At 74.7% G+C, this 18276-nt stretch carries 12 protein-coding genes; 7 read left to right on the forward strand and 5 right to left on the reverse strand.

Annotation, left to right across the window (positions count from 1 at the left end):
• Positions 1-53: 53 nt before the first annotated feature.
• Together ACWGL3_RS05090 and panB are read right to left on the reverse strand one after the other, a co-directional pair.
• Complete coding sequence (locus ACWGL3_RS05090) at positions 54-935, reverse strand: sulfurtransferase (protein ID WP_452460917.1); 882 nt, start codon at positions 933-935, stop codon at positions 54-56.
• Between the two features lie 204 nt (positions 936-1139).
• On the reverse strand, positions 1140-1994 hold the full coding sequence (gene panB / locus ACWGL3_RS05095) for a 3-methyl-2-oxobutanoate hydroxymethyltransferase (protein ID WP_267948833.1): 855 nt from the start codon (positions 1992-1994) through the stop codon (positions 1140-1142).
• A 411-nt stretch (positions 1995-2405) separates the two neighbouring features.
• Between panB and ACWGL3_RS05100 the strand changes: the two genes are divergently transcribed.
• The 4 genes from ACWGL3_RS05100 to ACWGL3_RS05115 all read left to right on the forward strand — a co-directional run bounded on the left by ACWGL3_RS05100 (position 2406) and on the right by ACWGL3_RS05115 (position 9313).
• Positions 2406-3992 carry an MFS transporter gene (locus ACWGL3_RS05100; RefSeq protein WP_452460918.1) on the forward strand — a complete coding sequence of 529 codons (1587 nt, stop codon included), beginning with the start codon at positions 2406-2408 and terminating at the stop codon, positions 3990-3992.
• Positions 3993-4092: 100 nt separating this feature from the next.
• Entirely contained in the window at positions 4093-4548 is a 456-nt protein-coding gene (locus ACWGL3_RS05105) for an RrF2 family transcriptional regulator (protein ID WP_267948835.1), read from the forward strand.
• A 465-nt stretch (positions 4549-5013) separates the two neighbouring features.
• Entirely contained in the window at positions 5014-6186 is a 1173-nt protein-coding gene (locus tag ACWGL3_RS05110; RefSeq protein ID WP_452460919.1) for a globin domain-containing protein, read from the forward strand.
• A gap of 118 nt (positions 6187-6304) precedes the next feature.
• On the forward strand, positions 6305-9313 hold the full coding sequence (locus tag ACWGL3_RS05115) for a helix-turn-helix transcriptional regulator (protein WP_452460920.1): 3009 nt from the start codon (positions 6305-6307) through the stop codon (positions 9311-9313).
• Between the two features lie 230 nt (positions 9314-9543).
• On the opposite strand, the gene ACWGL3_RS05120 is transcribed toward ACWGL3_RS05115, so the two are convergent.
• From ACWGL3_RS05120 to ACWGL3_RS05130, 3 genes are all read right to left on the reverse strand, one after another.
• Positions 9544-10905: a glutamine synthetase family protein gene (locus ACWGL3_RS05120; RefSeq protein ID WP_267948838.1), complete on the reverse strand. Its 1362-nt coding sequence runs from the start codon at positions 10903-10905 to the stop codon at positions 9544-9546.
• 304 nt (positions 10906-11209) lie between these two features.
• Positions 11210-14227, reverse strand: a complete 3018-nt coding sequence (locus ACWGL3_RS05125; protein WP_267948839.1) for a helix-turn-helix transcriptional regulator — start codon at positions 14225-14227, stop codon at positions 11210-11212.
• A gap of 212 nt (positions 14228-14439) precedes the next feature.
• Positions 14440-14619 carry a hypothetical protein gene (locus ACWGL3_RS05130; RefSeq protein ID WP_267948840.1) on the reverse strand — a complete coding sequence of 60 codons (180 nt, stop codon included), beginning with the start codon at positions 14617-14619 and terminating at the stop codon, positions 14440-14442.
• 264 nt (positions 14620-14883) lie between these two features.
• On the opposite strand from ACWGL3_RS05130, the gene ACWGL3_RS05135 reads away from it, so the two are divergent.
• From ACWGL3_RS05135 to ACWGL3_RS05145, 3 genes are all read left to right on the forward strand, one after another.
• On the forward strand, positions 14884-15531 hold the full coding sequence (locus ACWGL3_RS05135; RefSeq protein ID WP_267948841.1) for a hypothetical protein: 648 nt from the start codon (positions 14884-14886) through the stop codon (positions 15529-15531).
• A gap of 88 nt (positions 15532-15619) precedes the next feature.
• Entirely contained in the window at positions 15620-15958 is a 339-nt protein-coding gene (locus ACWGL3_RS05140) for a hypothetical protein (RefSeq protein ID WP_267948842.1), read from the forward strand.
• A 411-nt stretch (positions 15959-16369) separates the two neighbouring features.
• Positions 16370-18166 carry a carbohydrate-binding module family 20 domain-containing protein gene (locus tag ACWGL3_RS05145; RefSeq protein ID WP_267948843.1) on the forward strand — a complete coding sequence of 599 codons (1797 nt, stop codon included), beginning with the start codon at positions 16370-16372 and terminating at the stop codon, positions 18164-18166.
• The last annotated feature ends 110 nt before the right edge of the window (positions 18167-18276 follow it).

Below are 18276 nucleotides of genomic sequence, written 5' to 3' on the forward strand. Positions count from 1 at the left end.
CCGGGACGGCCCCGGCCGCCGCCGGCCGGGGTCCCGGCCGGCGGCGGGGGCGGTCAGCGGGGGGAGTCGCCGGTGACCAGCGGCAGGGACGGGTCGGCGGCCCACGCGGTCATCGAGCCGTCGTAGACGGCGACGTCCTCGCGGCCGACGAGCGCGAGCGCGTGCGCGACCCCCGTGGCCGCGATGCCCCCGCCGCAGTACGTGACCGGGGTGACCCCGGGGTCGAGGAGGCCCGCGCCGTCGAAGAGGGCGCGCAGCTCCTCCACCGGCCTGAGCCTGCCGGTCTCCGGGTCGAGGACCTCGCCGACCGGCAGGTTGACGCTGCCGGGGATGTGGCCGTCGCGTGCGTAGGTGTGCTTGTCGCCGCTGTAGGTCTCCGGGTCGAGCACGTTGACCAGCACCGTCCTCCGGTCGTCGACGGCCGCGGCCACCTCCTCGGTGGAGCGCAGCAGTTCGGGGCGCCGCTCGGCCTGGAAGGCCATGGGGATCGGGGTGGGGGTGGGCTCGTCCGTGACCGGCAGGCCGGCGGCCTTCCAGGCGCGCAGCCCGCCGTCGAGGACCACCGCGCCGTCGAAGCCCTCCAGGCGCAGCTGCCACCAGAGGCGGGTCGCCCAGAACCCGGTGCTCCGGTCGTAGACCACGACCGTGCGGCCGGGCCCGATCCCCAGTGCGCCCGCGCTGACCGCGAACTTCTCCGAGGGCGGCACGGTCCACGGCGCGGGGGCCCCGGTGTCCGCGAAGTCGGTGGTCAGGTCGGCGAAGAGGGCGCCCGGGATGTGCTCGGCCTCGAAGCCCGGCCGGCCCGACTCCACCGTGTAGGGGCCCTCGTCGGGAACGGACAGGAGGGTGGTGGAGTCGACGACGACGAGGCCCTTGTCGTCCAGGTGGTCGGAGAGCCACTCCACGCTGACGGTGGGTGCGGTGTGTTCTGTCATGGTGCGTACCCCTGTATCCGAGAAGTCCGTTCAGGAACGCATGCTATCCGGCGGGCGGCGAAAGCCCTGGTGGCGGTGGTCACCGGGGCCGCGCCGGCCGCGCGGATCACCGCCGCGCCCCGTACGGGGGACCGCCGGCCGGGGCGCACGCACCCCGGCCGGCGGCCGTCGTCCCTACCGGGACGCCGGTCCTGCGCTCCCCGCTCAGCTCGCGTAGGAGTGGCGCTCCTCCGGGAAGGCCCCGCTGACGACCTCGTCCGCGTAGGCCGAGGCCGCGTCGCGCAGCGTCTCGTGCAGGTTGGCGTAGGTCTTGACGAACTTCGCCACCTTCGGGCTCAGCCCGGCCATGTCCTGCCACACCAGCACCTGGGCGTCGGTGGACGGACCCGCGCCGATGCCGACGGTCGGGATGGAGAGCTGCTCGGTGACCTGCGCGGCCACCTCGGCGGGCACGCACTCCAGGACGACCGCGAACGCCCCCGAGCGCTCCATCTCCTTGGCGTCCTTGAGCAGCCCGGCGGCGGCCTCGCCGCGGCCCTGGACCCTGTACCCGCCCAGCGTGTTGACCGACTGCGGGGTCAGGCCCAGGTGCGCCATCACCGGGATCCCGGCGGACACCAGCAGTTCCACCTGGGGTGCGACCGCGCGGCCGCCCTCCAGCTTCACCGCCTGGGCCCGCCCCTCCTTCATGAACCGCGACGCCGACTCCAGCGCCTGCTGGGGGGAGGACTGGTAGGAGCCGAACGGCAGGTCGGCGACCACCAGTGCCCGCCGGGTCGAACGGGACACGGCGGCGGTCAGGGGGACCAGTTCGTCCACGGTGACCGGGACGGTCGTGTCGTAGCCGTAGACGACGTTCGCGGCCGAGTCGCCGACGAGCAGCACCGGGATCCCGGCCTCGTCGAAGACCCGGGCGGTGAGGGCGTCGTAGGCGGTCAGCATGGGCCAGCGCTCGCCGCGGACCTTGGCGGAGGCCAGGTCGCGGACGGTGACGCGGCGGCTGGTGACGCCGCCGTACAGGGAGTTGCCCGCGGGCGGGGTGTTGGCTGTGATGGTCATGGCGTGTTCTTCCTCCGTCGTCTCGAAGCACCTCGGCGGGTGTCCCCGGACATGTGGACGAATGATGGTCCGCGCTCGCGCGCGTGAGGGCCGTGGGGCCCCGGTGCGGCCCTCGTGGAGGGGGCCGGGCGGTGCGGCGCCGGTGTCCCGGAGGGCTTCCGACCGCCGTGGCCGACGGTGCGGAACCGGTTCCTGCCGCCACACGGAAGCATCATCGCATGCCTGCGACACGCGTCTCCTCGCGGGATACAACCGGATTGCGCCGCCTGCTCATTCCCTGTACCTCTTGTTGCGGAAGGGCCTGCGGGGGTGAGCCGTCATACCGGTTGCGCCACCGGGCGGGACACCGTCGGCCGCGACGGGTGCCACGGCCCGAACCGCCCATCGGGGTCCCGGCAGCGGAGGTGGCGCGTGGACGCACAGACGGCATACCGGCGAAGATGGGGCGGGCTGGCGGTCCTGGTCATCTGCCTCCTGGTGATCGTCGCGGACAACACGATCCTCAACGTGGCGCTGCGCGTGCTCTCCGACCCGGAGGCGGGTCTGGGGGCCAGCCAGTCGCAGCTGGCCTGGGCGATCAACTCCTACACGCTGGTCTTCGCGGGGCTGCTCTTCGCCTTCGGCGTGATCGGCGACCGCGTGGGGCGGCGCCGCATGATCGTGGCCGGCCTCACCGTCTTCGGGGCGGCGTCGGCCCTGTCGGCCTACTCGCAGAGCCCCGAGCAGCTCATCCTCGCCCGTGCCGCCATGGGGCTCGGCGCGTCGATGGTGACGCCGCAGACCCTGTCGGTCATCACGAACGTGTTCCCGCCCGAGCAGCGCGGACGCGCCATCGGGATCTGGGCGGGCTCGGTCGGACTCGCGATGGCGATCGGCCCCTCGGCGGGCGGACTGCTCCTGGAGAACTTCTGGTGGGGATCGATCTTCCTGATCAACGTGCCCTTCGTCGTTCTCGGACTGGCACTGGTGTTCTTCCTGATCCCGGAGTCGAGGGACGCGGACCCGGGGCGGCCCGACGTCCTCGGCGTGCTGCTGTCCGTCCCCGGCCTGGTGCTCCTGATCTACGGCATCATCACCGCGGGGGAGCGGGCCTCGCTCGCGGACTGGGACGTGTGGGGCGCGCTGGCCGGAGGCGTGGCCGTGCTCGCGCTGTTCCTGGTGCACGAGTCCCGGACCGAGGACCCGTCCCTGGACGTGCGCTTCTTCCGCGACCCCCGGTTCAGCGTCTCCATCGCCACCATCATGGTGATGTTCTTCAGCATGTCGGGGATCATCTTCTTCCTGAGCTTCTACTGGCAGAGCGTCCGGGAGTTCTCGCCCTTCGCCGCGGGCCTGCTGGTGCTGCCCGCGGCCGTGGGGCAGATGGTCATGGCGCCGCTCAGCCCGACCCTGGTGCGCCGGGCGGGGCCGCGCGTGGTTGCCGCCTGCGGGGTGCTCGGGGTGTGTTCGAGCTTCGTCTTCTTCACGCAGCTGGAACCGGACACGCCGCTCCCGCTGATCATCGGCTTCTTCCTCCTCCAGTCGGGGTCGATGGCGGTCGTGCTGACACCCGCCACGGACGCGATCATGTCGTCGGTCCCGCCGGGCAAGGCCGGGGCGGCCTCCGCCGTGCAGAACACGGTCCGCCAGGTCGCGACCGCGATGGGGGTCGCGATCCTGGGGGCGGTCATCTCCTTCCGCTACCGGGCGGGGATCACCGGGAGCATCGACCGGTTCGCGCAGGAGGAGGGCGGCGACCGGCCGGACCCCGGTGAGCTGCGCGCGGCGGGGGAGTCGATCGAGGGCACCCTGGCGCTCGCCCGCGGCGCGGGCGAGGCCGGCCGTGCGCTGGTCGGCCCCGCCAAGGAGGCGTTCATGACGGGGCTGCACACCGCCGCGACGATCTCCCTGTGCTTCGGCCTGGTCGGACTGGTGGTGGTCCTGGTCTGGATGCCCCGCGAGGCCGGCCGCCACCAGGAGGCGGACGCCCCGCGGGGCGGGGACGCCGGGGCGAGCTGAGGACGGCGCCGGGAGGGAACCCCGCACACCCGGCCCGTGCCGGCGGGGCCGGGGACGCCGGCCGACGCGCGGGGCGGGGCCGGTCGCCTACGTTGGGGGCATGCGCCTGACCGCCTTCACCGACGTCTCCCTGCGACTGGTCATGCGGCTCGCGGTGGCGGGGGACGGCGAGCTCCTCACCACGAGGACCGCCGCCGGCATGCTCGCCGTGCCGTACACGCACATGGCCAAGGCCGTGGCCCGCCTGTCCGGCATGGGGATCGTGGAGACGCGGCGCGGCCGCAACGGCGGGCTGCGCCTGACGGAGGAGGGGCGGCGGACCCCGGTCGGGTCGATCGTGCGCGCCCTGGAGGGCGGGGGAGACCTCGCCGGCTGCGAGGACGACCCGCCCTGCCCCCTGCGCGCGGCCTGCCGCCTGCGCGGCGCCCTGCGCGACGCGCGCGAGGCGTTCTACTCCTCCCTCGACGCCGTCACCGTGGAGGCGCTGGTGGCGCCGCCGACCCGGGACGCGCTCTCCCTGCTGCGCCCGGAACAGGCGGCCGGGCCCTCCGCCTGACCCCGGCCCGGGCGGGCCGCGTGCGCTCCCGCGCGCCCGGGGCGGGCCGGCCGTCCACAGCCCCTGGCGGAGGCCGCCCGTCCGCGGTTTCATGGATACAGGGGGTGCTCCGGTCCCGCCCGCACCGTGCTGCCCTCCCGCCACCGGTCCCGGCTCCCGTGCCGCGTGTGGCGAAGGTCTCCGCGCGGGCGCCCCCGGTACGCCGCCGGGACCGGGACGCGACCTCCGCCCCCGGCCGGAGGGGTCCGAGGTCCCGGCAGGCACGGCCGCACGGCCCTGGCGCCGGGGCCCCTCGTGCCGCTCCCGCCCCCTCGCGCCTGCGGCGACGCGTCCTCCCGGGCTGCGGCGGGGCCCCGGAGGAGGACCCCGGGGACGGGCTCTCCATGGACGGATTTAATGTGCATTTCAGATACCAATTATCTGATCCGGGAGGGTTCCACGCCTCCCGGCGAAGGAGGACGGCACATGCTCTCCACCGAGTCCGCGGCCACGGTCCGGGCCACCATCCCCGTCGTCGCCCGGTCGCTGGACACCATCACGGCCCGGTTCTACGAGACGATGCTCGGGGACCGCCCCGAACTCCTCGACGGCCTGTTCAACCGGGGCAACCAGGCCTCCGGCGAGCAGCGCCGGGCCCTGGCCGGGTCGATCGCCGCCTTCGCCACCGCGCTCCTCGACCACCCGGACGAACGCCCCGACGCCCTCCTCTCCCGCATCGCCCACAAGCACGTCTCCCTCGGGGTCACCGAGGACCAGTACGCGGTCGTGCACAAGTACCTCTTCGGCGCCATCGCCCACACCCTCGGCGACGCCGCCACCCCGGAGGTCGTCTCCGCCTGGGACGAGGTGTACTGGCTCATGGCCGGGGCGCTCACCGCCCTGGAGGCCCGCCTGTACGCCGCGGCCGGGTGCGCCGGACGCGACGTCTGGCGCCCCTGGCGGGTGGCCGAACGCCGCGAGCAGACGCCCGACACCGTCTCCCTCACCCTCGAACCCGGCTTCGGCGACCCGGTCCCCGACTTCCTGCCCGGCCAGTACGTCAGCGTCCGGGTGCGCATGCCCGACGGCGTGCACCAGGCCCGCCAGTACTCCCTGAGCGGCTGGGACGGCAGGCGCCGCCGGATCACCGTCAAGCGGCTGCGCGCCGGCGAGAACCCCGCCGGGGAGGTCTCCACCCTGCTGCACGACACCGCCTGCGCCGGCGACACCCTCATGGTGTCCGCCCCCGCGGGCGACGTCGCCCTGTCCGGGGGCGACCACCCCCTCCTGCTGGTCTCCGCCGGGATCGGCTGCACCCCGATGGTCGCCATGCTCCACCGGCTCGCCGAACAGCGCAGCGCCCGCCGGGTCCTCGTCCTGCACGCCGACCGCGGGCCCGCGGAGCACGCGCACCGCGACGAGACCGCCGCGCTGGTCGGCGCGCTCCCCGGGGCGGACCTCCGGACCTGGTACGGGAACGGCGGCGACGGGCGCATGGACCTGTCCGGGGTCGGGGTCCCCGAGGGCGCCGAGGTCTACCTGTGCGGCCCCCTGCCGTTCATGCGCGACGTGCGCGCGCAGCTGCTCGACGCCGGGGTGCTCGCACGCCGGATCCGCTACGAGGTCTTCGGCCCCGACCTGTGGCAGGGCGCGGCCTGACCCCCGGGAGGGCGGCCCCGGTTCCGGCGCCGCCCTCCCGGGGCACGGCGCCGGGCGGCCGTCGGCCCGGATGAGCCGCCACTGGGCGACCCACCGCGAAACCGACATACTGAACGGCATGCAGTCCCACGGCCCCTCCCCCGTCCTCGTCGGACGCGACCGCCTGCTCGCCCGCCTCGCCGGGGACGGGCGCCGCGTCCGGACGCACGGCGCCCGCGCGACGCTCGTGTGCGGCGAGGCCGGGGTCGGCAAGTCCCGGCTCATCGAGGAGTACCTGGCACGCGCGGACGCGGGCCGCACAGCGGTCGGCGGCTGCCTCGAACTCGGCGCCGACGGCGTCCCGTTCGCCCCCTTCACCACTCTGCTGCGCCACCTCGCCCGGGAGGAGGGCGCGCCGCCCTCCGCCGCCCACAGCCGTGAACTGGCCCGGCTCCTCCCCGAACTCGGCCGGGCGCCCGAGGGGGCGGACGACGGCCGCGCCCGCCTCTTCGAGTCCGTCCTCACCTTCCTGGAGGAGCGCTCCCGCCCGGGCGGACTCCTGGTCGTCGTGGAGGACCTGCACTGGGCGGACGCCTCCACGCGCGACCTGCTCGTGTTCCTCCTGCGCAACCTCGGCGACGTCCCCGTCCACCTGCTGGTCAGCGTGCGCACCGACGACATCCACCGCACCCACCCCCTGCGCGGGCTCCTCCCCGAACTCGAGCGCCTGCCCCGCGTCGGCCGCCTCGACGTCGACCCGCTCGACCGCGACGCGGTCGCCGCCCAGGCGTCCGCGCTCCGCGGCGGGGCACTCGACCCCGCCGCCCTCGACCTCCTCCTCGAGCGCACCGGCGGCAACCCCCTGTTCGTGGAGTCGTTCCTCCACAGCCAGGACCCCACCGGAGGCCCCATCCCGGAGGGACCCCGCGGCCTCCTCCTCGCCACCGTCGAACGCCTGCCCGACACCACCCGGCGCGTCCTCGGCCTGGCCGCCACCGCGGGGGACCGGGTCGACCACCCCCTCCTGGCCGCCGTCGCCCTCAGGTCCGGGCTCACCGAGGAGCAGCTCGACGACGCACTGCGCCGCGCCGCCGACGCCCGGGTGCTGCGCGCCACCGACGACGGCTACGCCTTCCGGCACGCCCTCCTCGCGGAGGCCGTCCACACGGACCTGCTGCCCGGCGAGCGCGTCCGGGCCCACCGCCGCTACGCCGAGGCCCTCGCGCAGGGGGTGCCGGGCATGTCCGCCGCCGACACCGCCGTCCAGCTCGCCCACCACGCCCACGCCGCCCGCGACCAGCCCCTCGCCCTGACCGCCGCCTGGCGGGCCGCCGGCCACGCGTCGAGCGCCGCCGCCCACCCCGAGCACCTGGCCCTGCTCGAACGCGTCCTGGAACTGTGGGACCTGGTCCCCGACGCCGCCTCCAGGGTCGGGAAGCCGCGCGGCGAGGTGCTGCGCCGTGCCTCCCGCGCCTCCCTGGACGCCGGGCACCCGCGCCGCGCCGTCGACCACGCCACCGACGGGCTGCGCGAACTGGGCGTCACCGGGTACCACGAGCCGGGCGGTCCGCCGCCCGGGAACGCGGAGCTGATCGCCGGGCTCCGGCACGCCCGGGCCCACGCGCTCAAGGAGATGGGCAGGGACGGCGCGCTCGAGGACCTCGCGGACGCCATCGTCGTCCTGCCCCACGGCCATCCGCTCGCCGCCGCGGTCGGCTCGACCCTGGCCGCCACCCTGATGATGCGCAACCACCACGCGCAGGCCAGGCGCAGCGCGCTCCGCGGACTGGAACAGGCCCGCGCCGCCGGCGACCGCTACAGCGAGGCGGACCTCCTCGTCACCCTCGGCACCCTGTCCTCCACGGAGGAGCACGAGGCCGGGCTGCGGATGCTGGCCGACGGCATCTCCCTCGCCCGGGAGTCGGGCTTCGCCGAAGTGGAACTGCGCGGCCTGAACAACCTGGGCGGCGCGTTCCAGCGGATCGGCAGGGGGGAGGAGCACGGCCGGGTCGTCGAGGAGGGGCTGCGCCGCTGCGCGGAACTCGGCGTGGCCCGGACGCAGAGCGACCCCTTCCACCTGGGGATCGCGGTCAGGCTCGCCCACCAGGGCCGTTTCGCGGAGGCCGAGGAGCGGCTGGGGATGATCACCGGCGACACCGTGTTCATGGCGCGGGCCCGCACCCTCCGGATGAACCTCGCCCACCACCGGTGGGACCTGCGCGGGGTCCGGGAGGCGATGGAGGACTTCCGGAGGCTGCTGCCCGAGCACAGCAGCTCGCCCTCCGAGTACCTTCCCCTCCGCTTCACGGACATGCAGGTGGCGGCGGAGGAGGGGCGCTACGGCGAGGCCTTCGACCTGGCCACGACCCAGCTCGGCCGCGGCGAGGACCACCCCTCCCCCTTCTCCGACGAGCTGTACGTGCTCGGCCTGTCCCCGGTGGGCGACACCGTCGACCTCCTGCGCGGGGAACCGGGCCGGGAGGGGGAGGTCCGCGTCCTCGCCTCAGGGCTCCGGGAGGTCTTCGACGGGTTCCCGCACGGCACCCGGCACCCGGGACTCCTCCTGTTGCGCCACCAGGTCATGGCCCAGATCGGTGAGGACCCCGGGGAGGCGCTGGCCGAGGCGGAGGCCGCGGTCTCCCTGGCCGGTGACCGGGAGGACGTGCTCACCGAGGGGCGCATCCGGCTGGTCGCCGCACGGGCCGCCCTGCGGGCCGGCGACCGGGGACGGGCGGGCGCCCACCTCGCCGTCGCCGGGCGCCTCGCCCGCCGGTACGGGCTGTGGCTGTTCGCGCGCCAGGCGCAGCGGCTGTTCCTGCGCCACGGGCTGCCCGACCCCGGGCGGCCCGCCGCGGTCGGGGCCGCCCCGGTCCCCCCGGCCCTCACCGACGGGTCGCCCCCCGGCGGGGGAGCGGGGGCGTCCGCCACCGCCGCCCCTCGCGGGGGCGGGCGGCCCGCCGGTCTCACGCCGCGTGAGGCGGAGGTGCTGGCCGAGGTCGCCAAGGGGCGCACGAACCGGGAGATCGGCGAGGCGCTGTTCATCTCGGCGAAGACGGTGAGCGTGCACGTGACGAACATGATGGCCAAGCTGGGGGTGTCCAACCGCAACGCGGCGGCGGTGCGCGCCCGCGAACTCGGCCTGGGGTGACCCGGCGCCGGGCAGGGCCCGCCCCGGCGTCCCACGGGTCCGGGTCCGCCGGGGCGCGCGCGGGCACCCGCCGGTCGGCGTCGTCCACGGGGCGGGCGTCGGCGTGGGTGGCGCGGGGCGCCGAGGGCCTTCCGGTCCGGTGGCGGATGTCGCCGTCCACACCGGTGCCGGAGGCCCTCTTCGCCTGTGACGGGAGGGGCGGGTGTCACCGACCTCCGTGGTCGTTACACCTAGAGCGTCGGCAGGTACCGCTGGAGCTCGTACGGCGTGACCTGCCGCCGGTAGGAGTTCCACTCGGCCTTCTTGTTGCGCAGGAAGAAGTCGAACACGTGCTCGCCCAGGGTCTCGGCGACCAGTTCGCTGTTCTCCATGATCCGCAGCGCCTCGTCCAGGCTCTGGGGCAGCGGCCGGATGCCCAGCGCGCGGCGCTCGGCGTCGGTCAGCGCCCAGACGTCGTCCTCCGCGCCCGGGGGCAGCTCGTAGCCCTCCTCGATGCCCTTCAGCCCGGCGGCCAGGATGACGGCGTAGGCCAGGTAGGGGTTGCAGGAGGTGTCCAGCGAGCGGATCTCGATCCGGCTGGAGTTCGACTTGCCGGGCTTGTACATGGGCACGCGCACCAGGGCCGAGCGGTTGTTGTGGCCCCAGCAGATGTACGCCGGGGCCTCGCCGCCCATCCCGGCGGAGGCCGCGGGGTCGTCCCACAGGCGCTTGTAGGAGTTGACCCACTGGTTGGTGACCGCGGTGATCTCGTCGGCGTGACGCAGCAGGCCCGCTATGAACCCGCGGCCCACCTTGGACAGCTGGAAGTCCGCCCCGGGCTCGTAGAAGGCGTTGCGGTCGCCCTCGAACAGCGACAGGTGGGTGTGCATGCCCGAACCCGGGTACTCGGTGAACGGCTTGGGCATGAACGTCGCGTAGACGCCCTGCTCCAGCGCCACCTCCTTCATCACGAGCCGGAAGGTCATGATGTTGTCGGCCGTGGTCAGCGCGTCCGCGTACCGCAGGTCGATCTCCTGCTGCCCGGGACCGCCCTCGTGGTGGCTGAACTCCACGGAGATGCCCATGGCCTCCAGCATGTTGATGGCGTTGCGCCGGAAGTCGTGCGCGCTGTTGTGCGGGGTGTGGTCGAAGTAGCCGCCCGAGTCGTTCGGCTCGGGGAACTCGCCCATCTCGGGCATCTTCTTCAGCAGGTAGAACTCGATCTCGGGGTGCGTGTAGAACGTGAACCCCAGGTCGGAGGCCTTGCCGAGCTGTCTCTTGAGCACGTGGCGCGGGTCCGCCGGCGACGGGGAGCCGTCCGGCATCAGGATGTCGCAGTACATCCGCGCGGTGCCGTGGGGCTCGTTGCGCCAGGGCAGGACCTGGAACGTGGACGGGTCGGGCTGGGCCAGCATGTCGGCCTCGTAGACGCGGGCGAACCCCTCGATCGCCGAGCCGTCGAAGCCGATGCCCTCGGAGAAGGCGGCCTCCAGTTCGGCGGGGGAGATCGCCACGGACTTGAGGTACCCGAGCACGTCGGTGAACCACAGCCTCACGAACCGGATGTCGCGCTCCTCCAACGTGCGGAGCACGAATTCCTGCTGTCGATTCACGATCAACCTTCCTCGCTGCCGGTCGGTCCGGCGCCGGTCCGCTGCCTGCGGAGCCGGGCCGGGCACGGTGTCCCAGGGCCAGTGTGCCGTGCGGATATTTCCGGGGTATTTCCGCACACGCCAACCAGCCTGCCCGGACAGCCCCCCGCACACGCATTATGACCTGTGGCGGGGGACCGGGGGCCAACGACGCACGCGCCCTTCGCCACACCGGCCCCCGCGCGCGGACCGGCCCGGCGGACGCGGGCCCGCGCAGCCCCGCGGGACACGGCCGGGACCGGTCCGGCCGCCGCCGGGGACGGCGTCAGCCCAGGCCGAGTTCGCGCAGCCGTGCCCCGGCGGCGGTGCGGTTGGGCACGCCCAGCTTGGCCAGGATGTTGGACACGTGCACGCTCGCGGTCTTGGCCGAGATGAACAGCTCACCGGCGATCTGCGCGTTCGTGCCGCCCGCCGCCAGCAGCCGCGCCACCTCGCTCTCCCGCGCGGTCAGACCCGACGGGGCGGCGGGCGGGGCGCCGCCGTCCCCCAGCGCGACCCCCATCCTCCGCGCCAGGTCCGCGGAGGCGTTGGCCAGCGGCACCGCGCCGCAGGCCTCGGCCGCCCCGTGCGCCCCACGCACCAGGCACGCCGCCCGCGGGCGGTCCCCGGCCGCCACCGCCGCCCCGGCCGCGCGCAGCCGCGCCGCGGCCAGGTGCAGCCGCATCGGCGTGGCCTCCCACGCCGCCACCGCGGACGACCACCGCTCCAGGACCTCCCCGGGCTCCGCGCCGTCCGCCTCCCCGAGACGGGCCCGCACGGACTCCCGGTAGGCCTCCTGGGCGGTTCCGTGGGACGGCATCGAAGACACCACCCCGGCCACCAGGGCGCCCACCCGGCGAGCCAGCGCGACCGTCTCCGCCGGGCGGCCGGTCACGGAGCCCGGACCGGGGGCGGTGGCCCGGCGCACGGCCTCGGACATCACGTCCGCCAGCGGCCACGTGTACCCGTGCGCCGCCTCCAGCGCCATCCGGTCCAGCGCGCTCTCCGACAGGGAGAGCGCCGCGCCGACGGAGCCCTCGACCAGGTCGGTCTCCAGCTGCGCCAGCACGGCCAGCTGCACGATGTTCATCCGGGAGCCGGTCAGCGCCCGCTCCCGCTCCGCCGCCGACGCCGCCCGGCGGGCCGCGGCCAGGTCCCCCTGCGCCGCCGCGGCCCGCGCCAGCACCGCGTCGATGTAGGTGTGGTGCGTGTTCGCGGAGCTGTTGCGCAGGATCGGCTCGACGATCCTCCTGGCCTCGGCCAGGTTGCCCAGCTCGAAGTGGATCTCGGCCCGGTTCTGGTGGTTGAACGTCTTGTGGACCGAGGCCCAGCCCATCGCCTCGTGGCGGGCCAGGGACTCCTCCAGGACCGCCAGCCCCTCCGTGTGGTGGCCCAGCTCCCGGAGGAAGTGCGCGAGGTTGCCCGCTCCGCGCGCCTCCAGGGAGGGGTCCGAGGTCGCCGCGCCGTGGCGGATGCCCGCCTCGATGAGCGGGCGCCCCCGTTCCAGGTCCCCCGCCTGCATGTGGAGGCCGCCCAGGGTGATGCGCGCGTCGGCCGCCGCGCTCATGTCGCAGGACCGGGACGGGTCGGCCAGGGCGAGGGCCTTCTCGGCCAGGCCCCGGGAGGTCCACCCGGCCCGCTCCAGCTCGCGCAGGCGCACCCGGTCGGGGCCCTCCTCCCGGTCGATCCTGTGGAGCGCGGTCTCCCGGGCGAGGATGGACAGCAGCAGGGCGTACCCGGGCATGTGGGGCGGATGGAGCTCCAGGGCCCGGGTCAGGTCCGCGATGCCCCCGCCGCGGGCCTCCTGGGAGCGCGCCATGCCCCGGCGGCGCAGCAGCTGCGCCCGCACGGCCCGCGTCGCGTCGCCGTCGCCGTCCTCGGGCAGGGAGGCCAGGGCCTCGTCGGCGAGTTCGACGGCGCGCCGGTGGCGTCCCGCCTCCACCGCGGCGCCGGCGGCCAGGCCGACCACCTCCGCCCAGCTCCTGCCCTGCACCCGCTCACGGGCGTCCGGGACCCGGTCCCACAGGGCCAGGACGCGTTCGAGCATGGCCAGCTCCTCGCCGTAGGCGAGGGTGTCGCCGGCGCGCACCGCCGCCCACCAGGACGCCTGGAGGGCGCTGGGCAGCTCCTGGGCGGCGTTGTAGTGGTGCGCCTGCTCGGCGGCGCGGCGGTCGGACGGGACGGAGTCGGGGTACTCGTCGATGAGCTGGGCGAAGCGCATGTGCAGCCGGGCGTGGGGGCCGGGGAGGATCTCCTCGTGCACGGCGTCGCGCAGGAGGGCGTGCCGGAACCGGTAGCCGGTCCGGTCCGCGCGCAGCACGTTGGAGTCGACCAGGGTGTGCAGGGCGGCCTCCAGCTCCCGCTCGGGGAGTCCGGCCGCGTGGTGGAGCATCTCGTGCTCGACGAGGCCCGACACGGCGCCGACCGAGGCCACCCGCAGGACCGACAGGGCGGTGGCGTCCAAGCGGTGGAGCGGTTCCAGGAGCAGGTCGCGGAACTGGTCGGGCACCTCCGGCCCCTCGCCGGACCGGTCGACCGCCGCCGAGGCCAGCGCCTCGACGAACAGGGGCACCCCCTCGGTGCGCCGGTACAGCTCGTCCGTCTCGTGGGGCGTGAGGGCGGAGCCCCGTATCGCGGCGGCCTGGGCCCCGACCTCGGCGCGGCTGAGCGGCCCCAGCCGCAGCGGCTCGACGCCCGGCGCGCGCTGGAGTTCGGGGAGGAGGCGGCGGAGGGGGTGGCTGCGGTGGAGGTCGTCGCTGCGGTAGGTGGCGATGATCTGGACGCCGGGGAGGTCGAGGTTGCGGACCAGGAAGACGAGGAGGTCGCGGGTGGCGTGGTCCGACCAGTGCAGGTCCTCCAGGACGACGGTGACCCCGCCGCCCTCCGCCGCGCGGTCGAGCAGGCGCAGGACCTGCTCGAAGAGGATGCCGCGGTTCTCCGGGCGCTGGACCGGCACGTCGCCCAGCTCGGGGAGGAGGCGGGCGAACTCGCCGAGGCCCCCGGGCGCCGCGGCCTCGAAGGCGGCCCGCCCGCGTTCGCGCAGCAGCTGGCGCAGGACCGCCGTGAAGGGCGCGTAGGACAGGCCGTCCACGCCGAGCTGGAGGCAGCCGCCCGTGAACACCGTCCCCGGGGGGAGGGCCGAGACGAACTCGCCGACCAGGCGGCTCTTGCCGACGCCCGCGTCGCCGCCGACCAGGACCATGCCCGACGCCTCGCCGTGGCAGCGCGCGGCGTGGTCTCGGAGGAGCCGGAGCTCGGGCTCACGGCCGACGAAGACGGTACTGATATCGGCAAGTAGGGGCATATCGCCCATTATGTCGAGCGCAGGTGACTCTTCCAGGGGTTTTCGCCCGGACGGGACCACCGGCGCCGTCCGCCCGGGGGACTCGTCCCGCGTTCCGCAGCCGGCGGGCCCCGTGCCGCCGTGCGGGGCCCGCCGGGAAAGGGCGGCGGCCCCGGGAGGACCCGGGGCCGCAGGGGCGGGAGCGGTGGCCGACGGGTCCGGGGACCCCACGGTCAGGCCGCCCGGCCGTAGCGCCGGCGGGCGCGGAGGAGGCCGCCCCGGCGGCGCTCCTCCCGGCGCCGGGCGCGCAGCTCGGCCCGGGCGCTCAGCGCGGCGCGGACGTCGGCCATCTCGCGGACGCGCTGCTCCGTCATCATCCGGGCGTTGGCAGCGAGCAGTTCACTGTGGAACATCGTGTGTCCTCTCCCCGTCGGCGCGGACCCCGTGTCCCGCCGTCCTGGTGTCCACGATCGTCCTAAGAGCCGCTCCGGGGCATCGGGAGGATGCCCCGTCCCGCGGCCGGGTTCCGCCCGGGCGCACCCGGAACGGGCTAAGACGCCCCTTCCGACCCGGGACGGGAAGGAGACCGCCCGCCCGGGGCGTGTCACCGCACGCGTTCCGATGGTCACCCGTAGTTGTCTAGTGCTGTCGGATCGCGAACACACAGGAGGCACGGGATGGCTCGGCTCGTTCGGGGAAGCAGTCGGAGCACGGTGTCCGGATGGGGAGGCGCGTTCGCGGCGGGGCTGGTGGCGGTCGGCCTGGCCGCCGCGCCCGCGTCCGCGGAGGAGAACCCCCGGGGGCTGCCCGGGTCGGCCCCCGGGGAGGAGGGGCGGATGCCCCTGGTGGGGCTGTCGGTGGTGGTGGGCGACGAGCCGGCCAACCCGGGCGAGGAGGTCACCCTGCGCACGACCGTGGCCAACAGCGACGGCGACCCGGTCCGGGGCGCGCTGCTCGCCCAGCACTTCCCGGAGGAGCTGGAGGTCCTGGAGGTCGACGGCGGGGGGTCGGCCGACCAGGGCATCGTGAACTGGCGGGTGGAGGTCCCGGCGGGGGAGGAGGCCGTGTACACGGTGCGGGCCCGGGTGGCGGAGGGGGCCGTGCCCGACAAGAGGGTGATGAGTACGGCCTGCCTGCTGCTCGACCGCGACGCGGACCCGGCCGCGTGCGCCAGCAACACGGTGGTCGTCACCGAGGTGACGGCGATGTCCCGGGTCTCGGAGTACGTCGGCCGGGAGTGGCTGCTCAGGTCGGTGGGGGCGGCCCTGGTGGTGGGGCTGGCCTGGCTGATGTGGCGGCGGAGGGGGGTTCTGCGCAGGGGGTGAGCCGAGGGGGAGGCCGGGCGCCGGTTTTGTTACGTCGGTGTGTCATCAAACCGGAATCTAAAACTACGGCTCGTAGTAGTGTATGGCCATGGACATCCTCTACTCCGCGCTCGTCTTCCTCCACATGCTCGGCCTGGCCGGCATCATCGCGGGCTTCCTCATGCAGCTCATGACCGACAACGCCAAGGCGCCCAAGGTCCTGCTGCACAGCTCGCTGCTCCAGTTCGTCACCGGACTGCTCCTCGTGGGGGTCGCCGAGATGGCCGACCTCTCCGAGCTGGACCACGTCAAGATCGCCGTCAAGCTGGTCGTCGCCCTCGCCGTCGTGGTGCTGGGCGTCCTGAACCTGCGCAAGCCCGCCAGGAACCTCGCGATCGTCGCGGGCGTGCTCGCCGTCGTCAACATCGGCGTGGCCGTCTTCTGGTAGCGCCTTCCCGCGCAGAACCTCCAGGGGCGGCTCCCGCAGGCCGTCCGGGGGGAGCCGGTGGCGGTACGGATCCCGCGATCCGCACCGCCACCGGTTTTTTGTGCGTGTCTTTCGGTAACCTTGCAGAATTTTTCTGTCGTCGTCCGCACGCGGACGGTGCCGCATCCGTCCAGCTCACGGTGCGGGGCAGGGTGGTGACGACAGTGGTCGCCGCACGTCATCGGCCTCGTCGTCGCACGTCAGTGCGGAGATCGTCGCTCTGGGTGAGGGGAGGGGTTCGGTCGAAACCAGCTGTTCACAAGGGCGGGTCGTTCTGTTAGCTTCGTCACTCCCATGCAAGAACTTGCAAATACTGCAAGGGCATGGCGGCAGGGCTCGACGGCCCCGCCGCGCACCCCCCAAGGAGCGCACATGAGTACACGAGGCCCCGGCGCAGCAGCCGCGGCGGTCCTGCTGGGAGCCGGCCTGCTGGCCGCCCCCGGCCCGATCGACCCCCCGCCGGTCCAGGCCGCGCCTGCCCCCGCCGCGGAGGCGGACAGCGGTGAGACCGTCGTCCACCTGTTCCAGTGGAGCTGGGACGCCGTCGCCGCCGAGTGCGAGGACTTCCTCGGACCGAACGGCTTCGGCGCCGTCCAGGTCTCCCCGCCCCAGGAGCACGTCGTCATCCCCTTCGCCGAGGGAGGGAACCACCCCTGGTGGCAGGACTACCAGCCCACCTCGTACAGCATCGGCAACACCCGCCGCGGCACCGCCGAGGAGTTCGCCGCGATGGTCTCCACCTGCCGCGACAGCGGCGTGAGGATCTACGCCGACGCGATCGTCAACCACATGACCGGTGACGGGTCCGGGACCGGCAGCAACGGGACGCGGTGGGCCAAGTACGACCACCCCGACCTGTTCGGCGACGGCTCCGCCGCCTTCGGGGACGGCGACTTCAGCCCCTGCCGCGAGGACATCGCGGACTGGGGGAACAAGGCGGAGATCCAGAACTGCCAGCTCCTGGGCCTGGCCGACCTCGACACGGGCAGCCCCCACGTCCGGGCCCAGATCACCCGCTACCTCAACGGACTGGTCGGCCTCGGCGTGGCCGGCTTCCGGGTGGACGCCTCCAAGCACGTCCCCGAGGAGGACATCGGCGCGATCTTCGGCGGTCTGGACGAGGTCCCCGGGTTCGGCGGGCGGCCGCGCGTCTACCACGAGGTCTACGGCGACGCCACGATCCCCTACACCGCCTACACGCCCTACGGCCAGGTCACCAACTTCGACTACAAGCGCGACGTGTCCCGGAGGTTCGCCGGGGGCGACATCGCCGGGCTGACCGCGATGCCCGAGTACGGGGGGCTCTCCTCCGACCAGGCCGTCGTGTTCATCGACAACCACGACACCCAGCGCTACGAGCCCACGCTCACCCACAAGGACGGCGACCGCTACCACCTCGCCACGGCCTTCATGCTCGCCCACCCCTACGGCACCCCCGTGGTGATGTCGAGCTACGCCTTCGGCGACAACGAGACCGAGGGACCGCCCAGCGTCGGGACGGTGGAGGGCAACCCCGCCGGATGGATCACCGAGGACGCCGACTGCGCCTCCGCCGACTGGGTCTGCGAGCACCGCGACGGCGCCGTCGCCGGCATGGCGGCCTTCCGCAGCGCGGTCGGCGACGCCCCGCTGGCCGAGAGGGCGCGGGACGGCTCGTCCCGGGTGGCCTTCGACCGGGGCGGCAGCGGATTCGCCGCCTTCAACGCCTCCGGCCGGCCCTGGGACCTGAACGCCGCGACCGGCCTGCCCGACGGGACCTACGACAACGCCGCGGGCGAGGGCTCCGTCACCGTCGCCGGCGGCCGCGTCACCGCACGGGTGCCCGCGGACGGCGCCGTGGCCCTCCACGTCGGCGGGGAGTGCGACGACCCCGACGGCTGCGGCGGCACCGACCCGGGAGAACCCGGCGGGACCCTCACCGCGACGGTCGACACCCGGCCGGGCCAGGTGGTGCGCGTCGTCGGCGAGACCCCCGGACTCGGCTCGTGGAACCCCGCTGACGGGGCCGCCCTGGCGGACGGGGGCGACGGCACCTGGTCCGGAGCCGTCGCGCTGGAGGCCGACACCGAGTGGAAGCTCGTCAAGGTCGACGGCGGGGGCCGGGTGGAGTGGGAGCCCGGTGGGAACCGGGTCGGCCCCGCCACCGCCGTCACGTGGGGAACGCGCTGACCCCTCCGCCCGGGCCCGGGCACCGGCTCGCTCCCGGGGGCCCGTTCCGCACCGCCGGGCGGCGTCCCGCGGGACCCGCCCGGCGACACCCGGCAGGCGCGGTCCCGCGC

It is taken from the genome of Nocardiopsis sp. NPDC055824 (assembly GCF_053616335.1).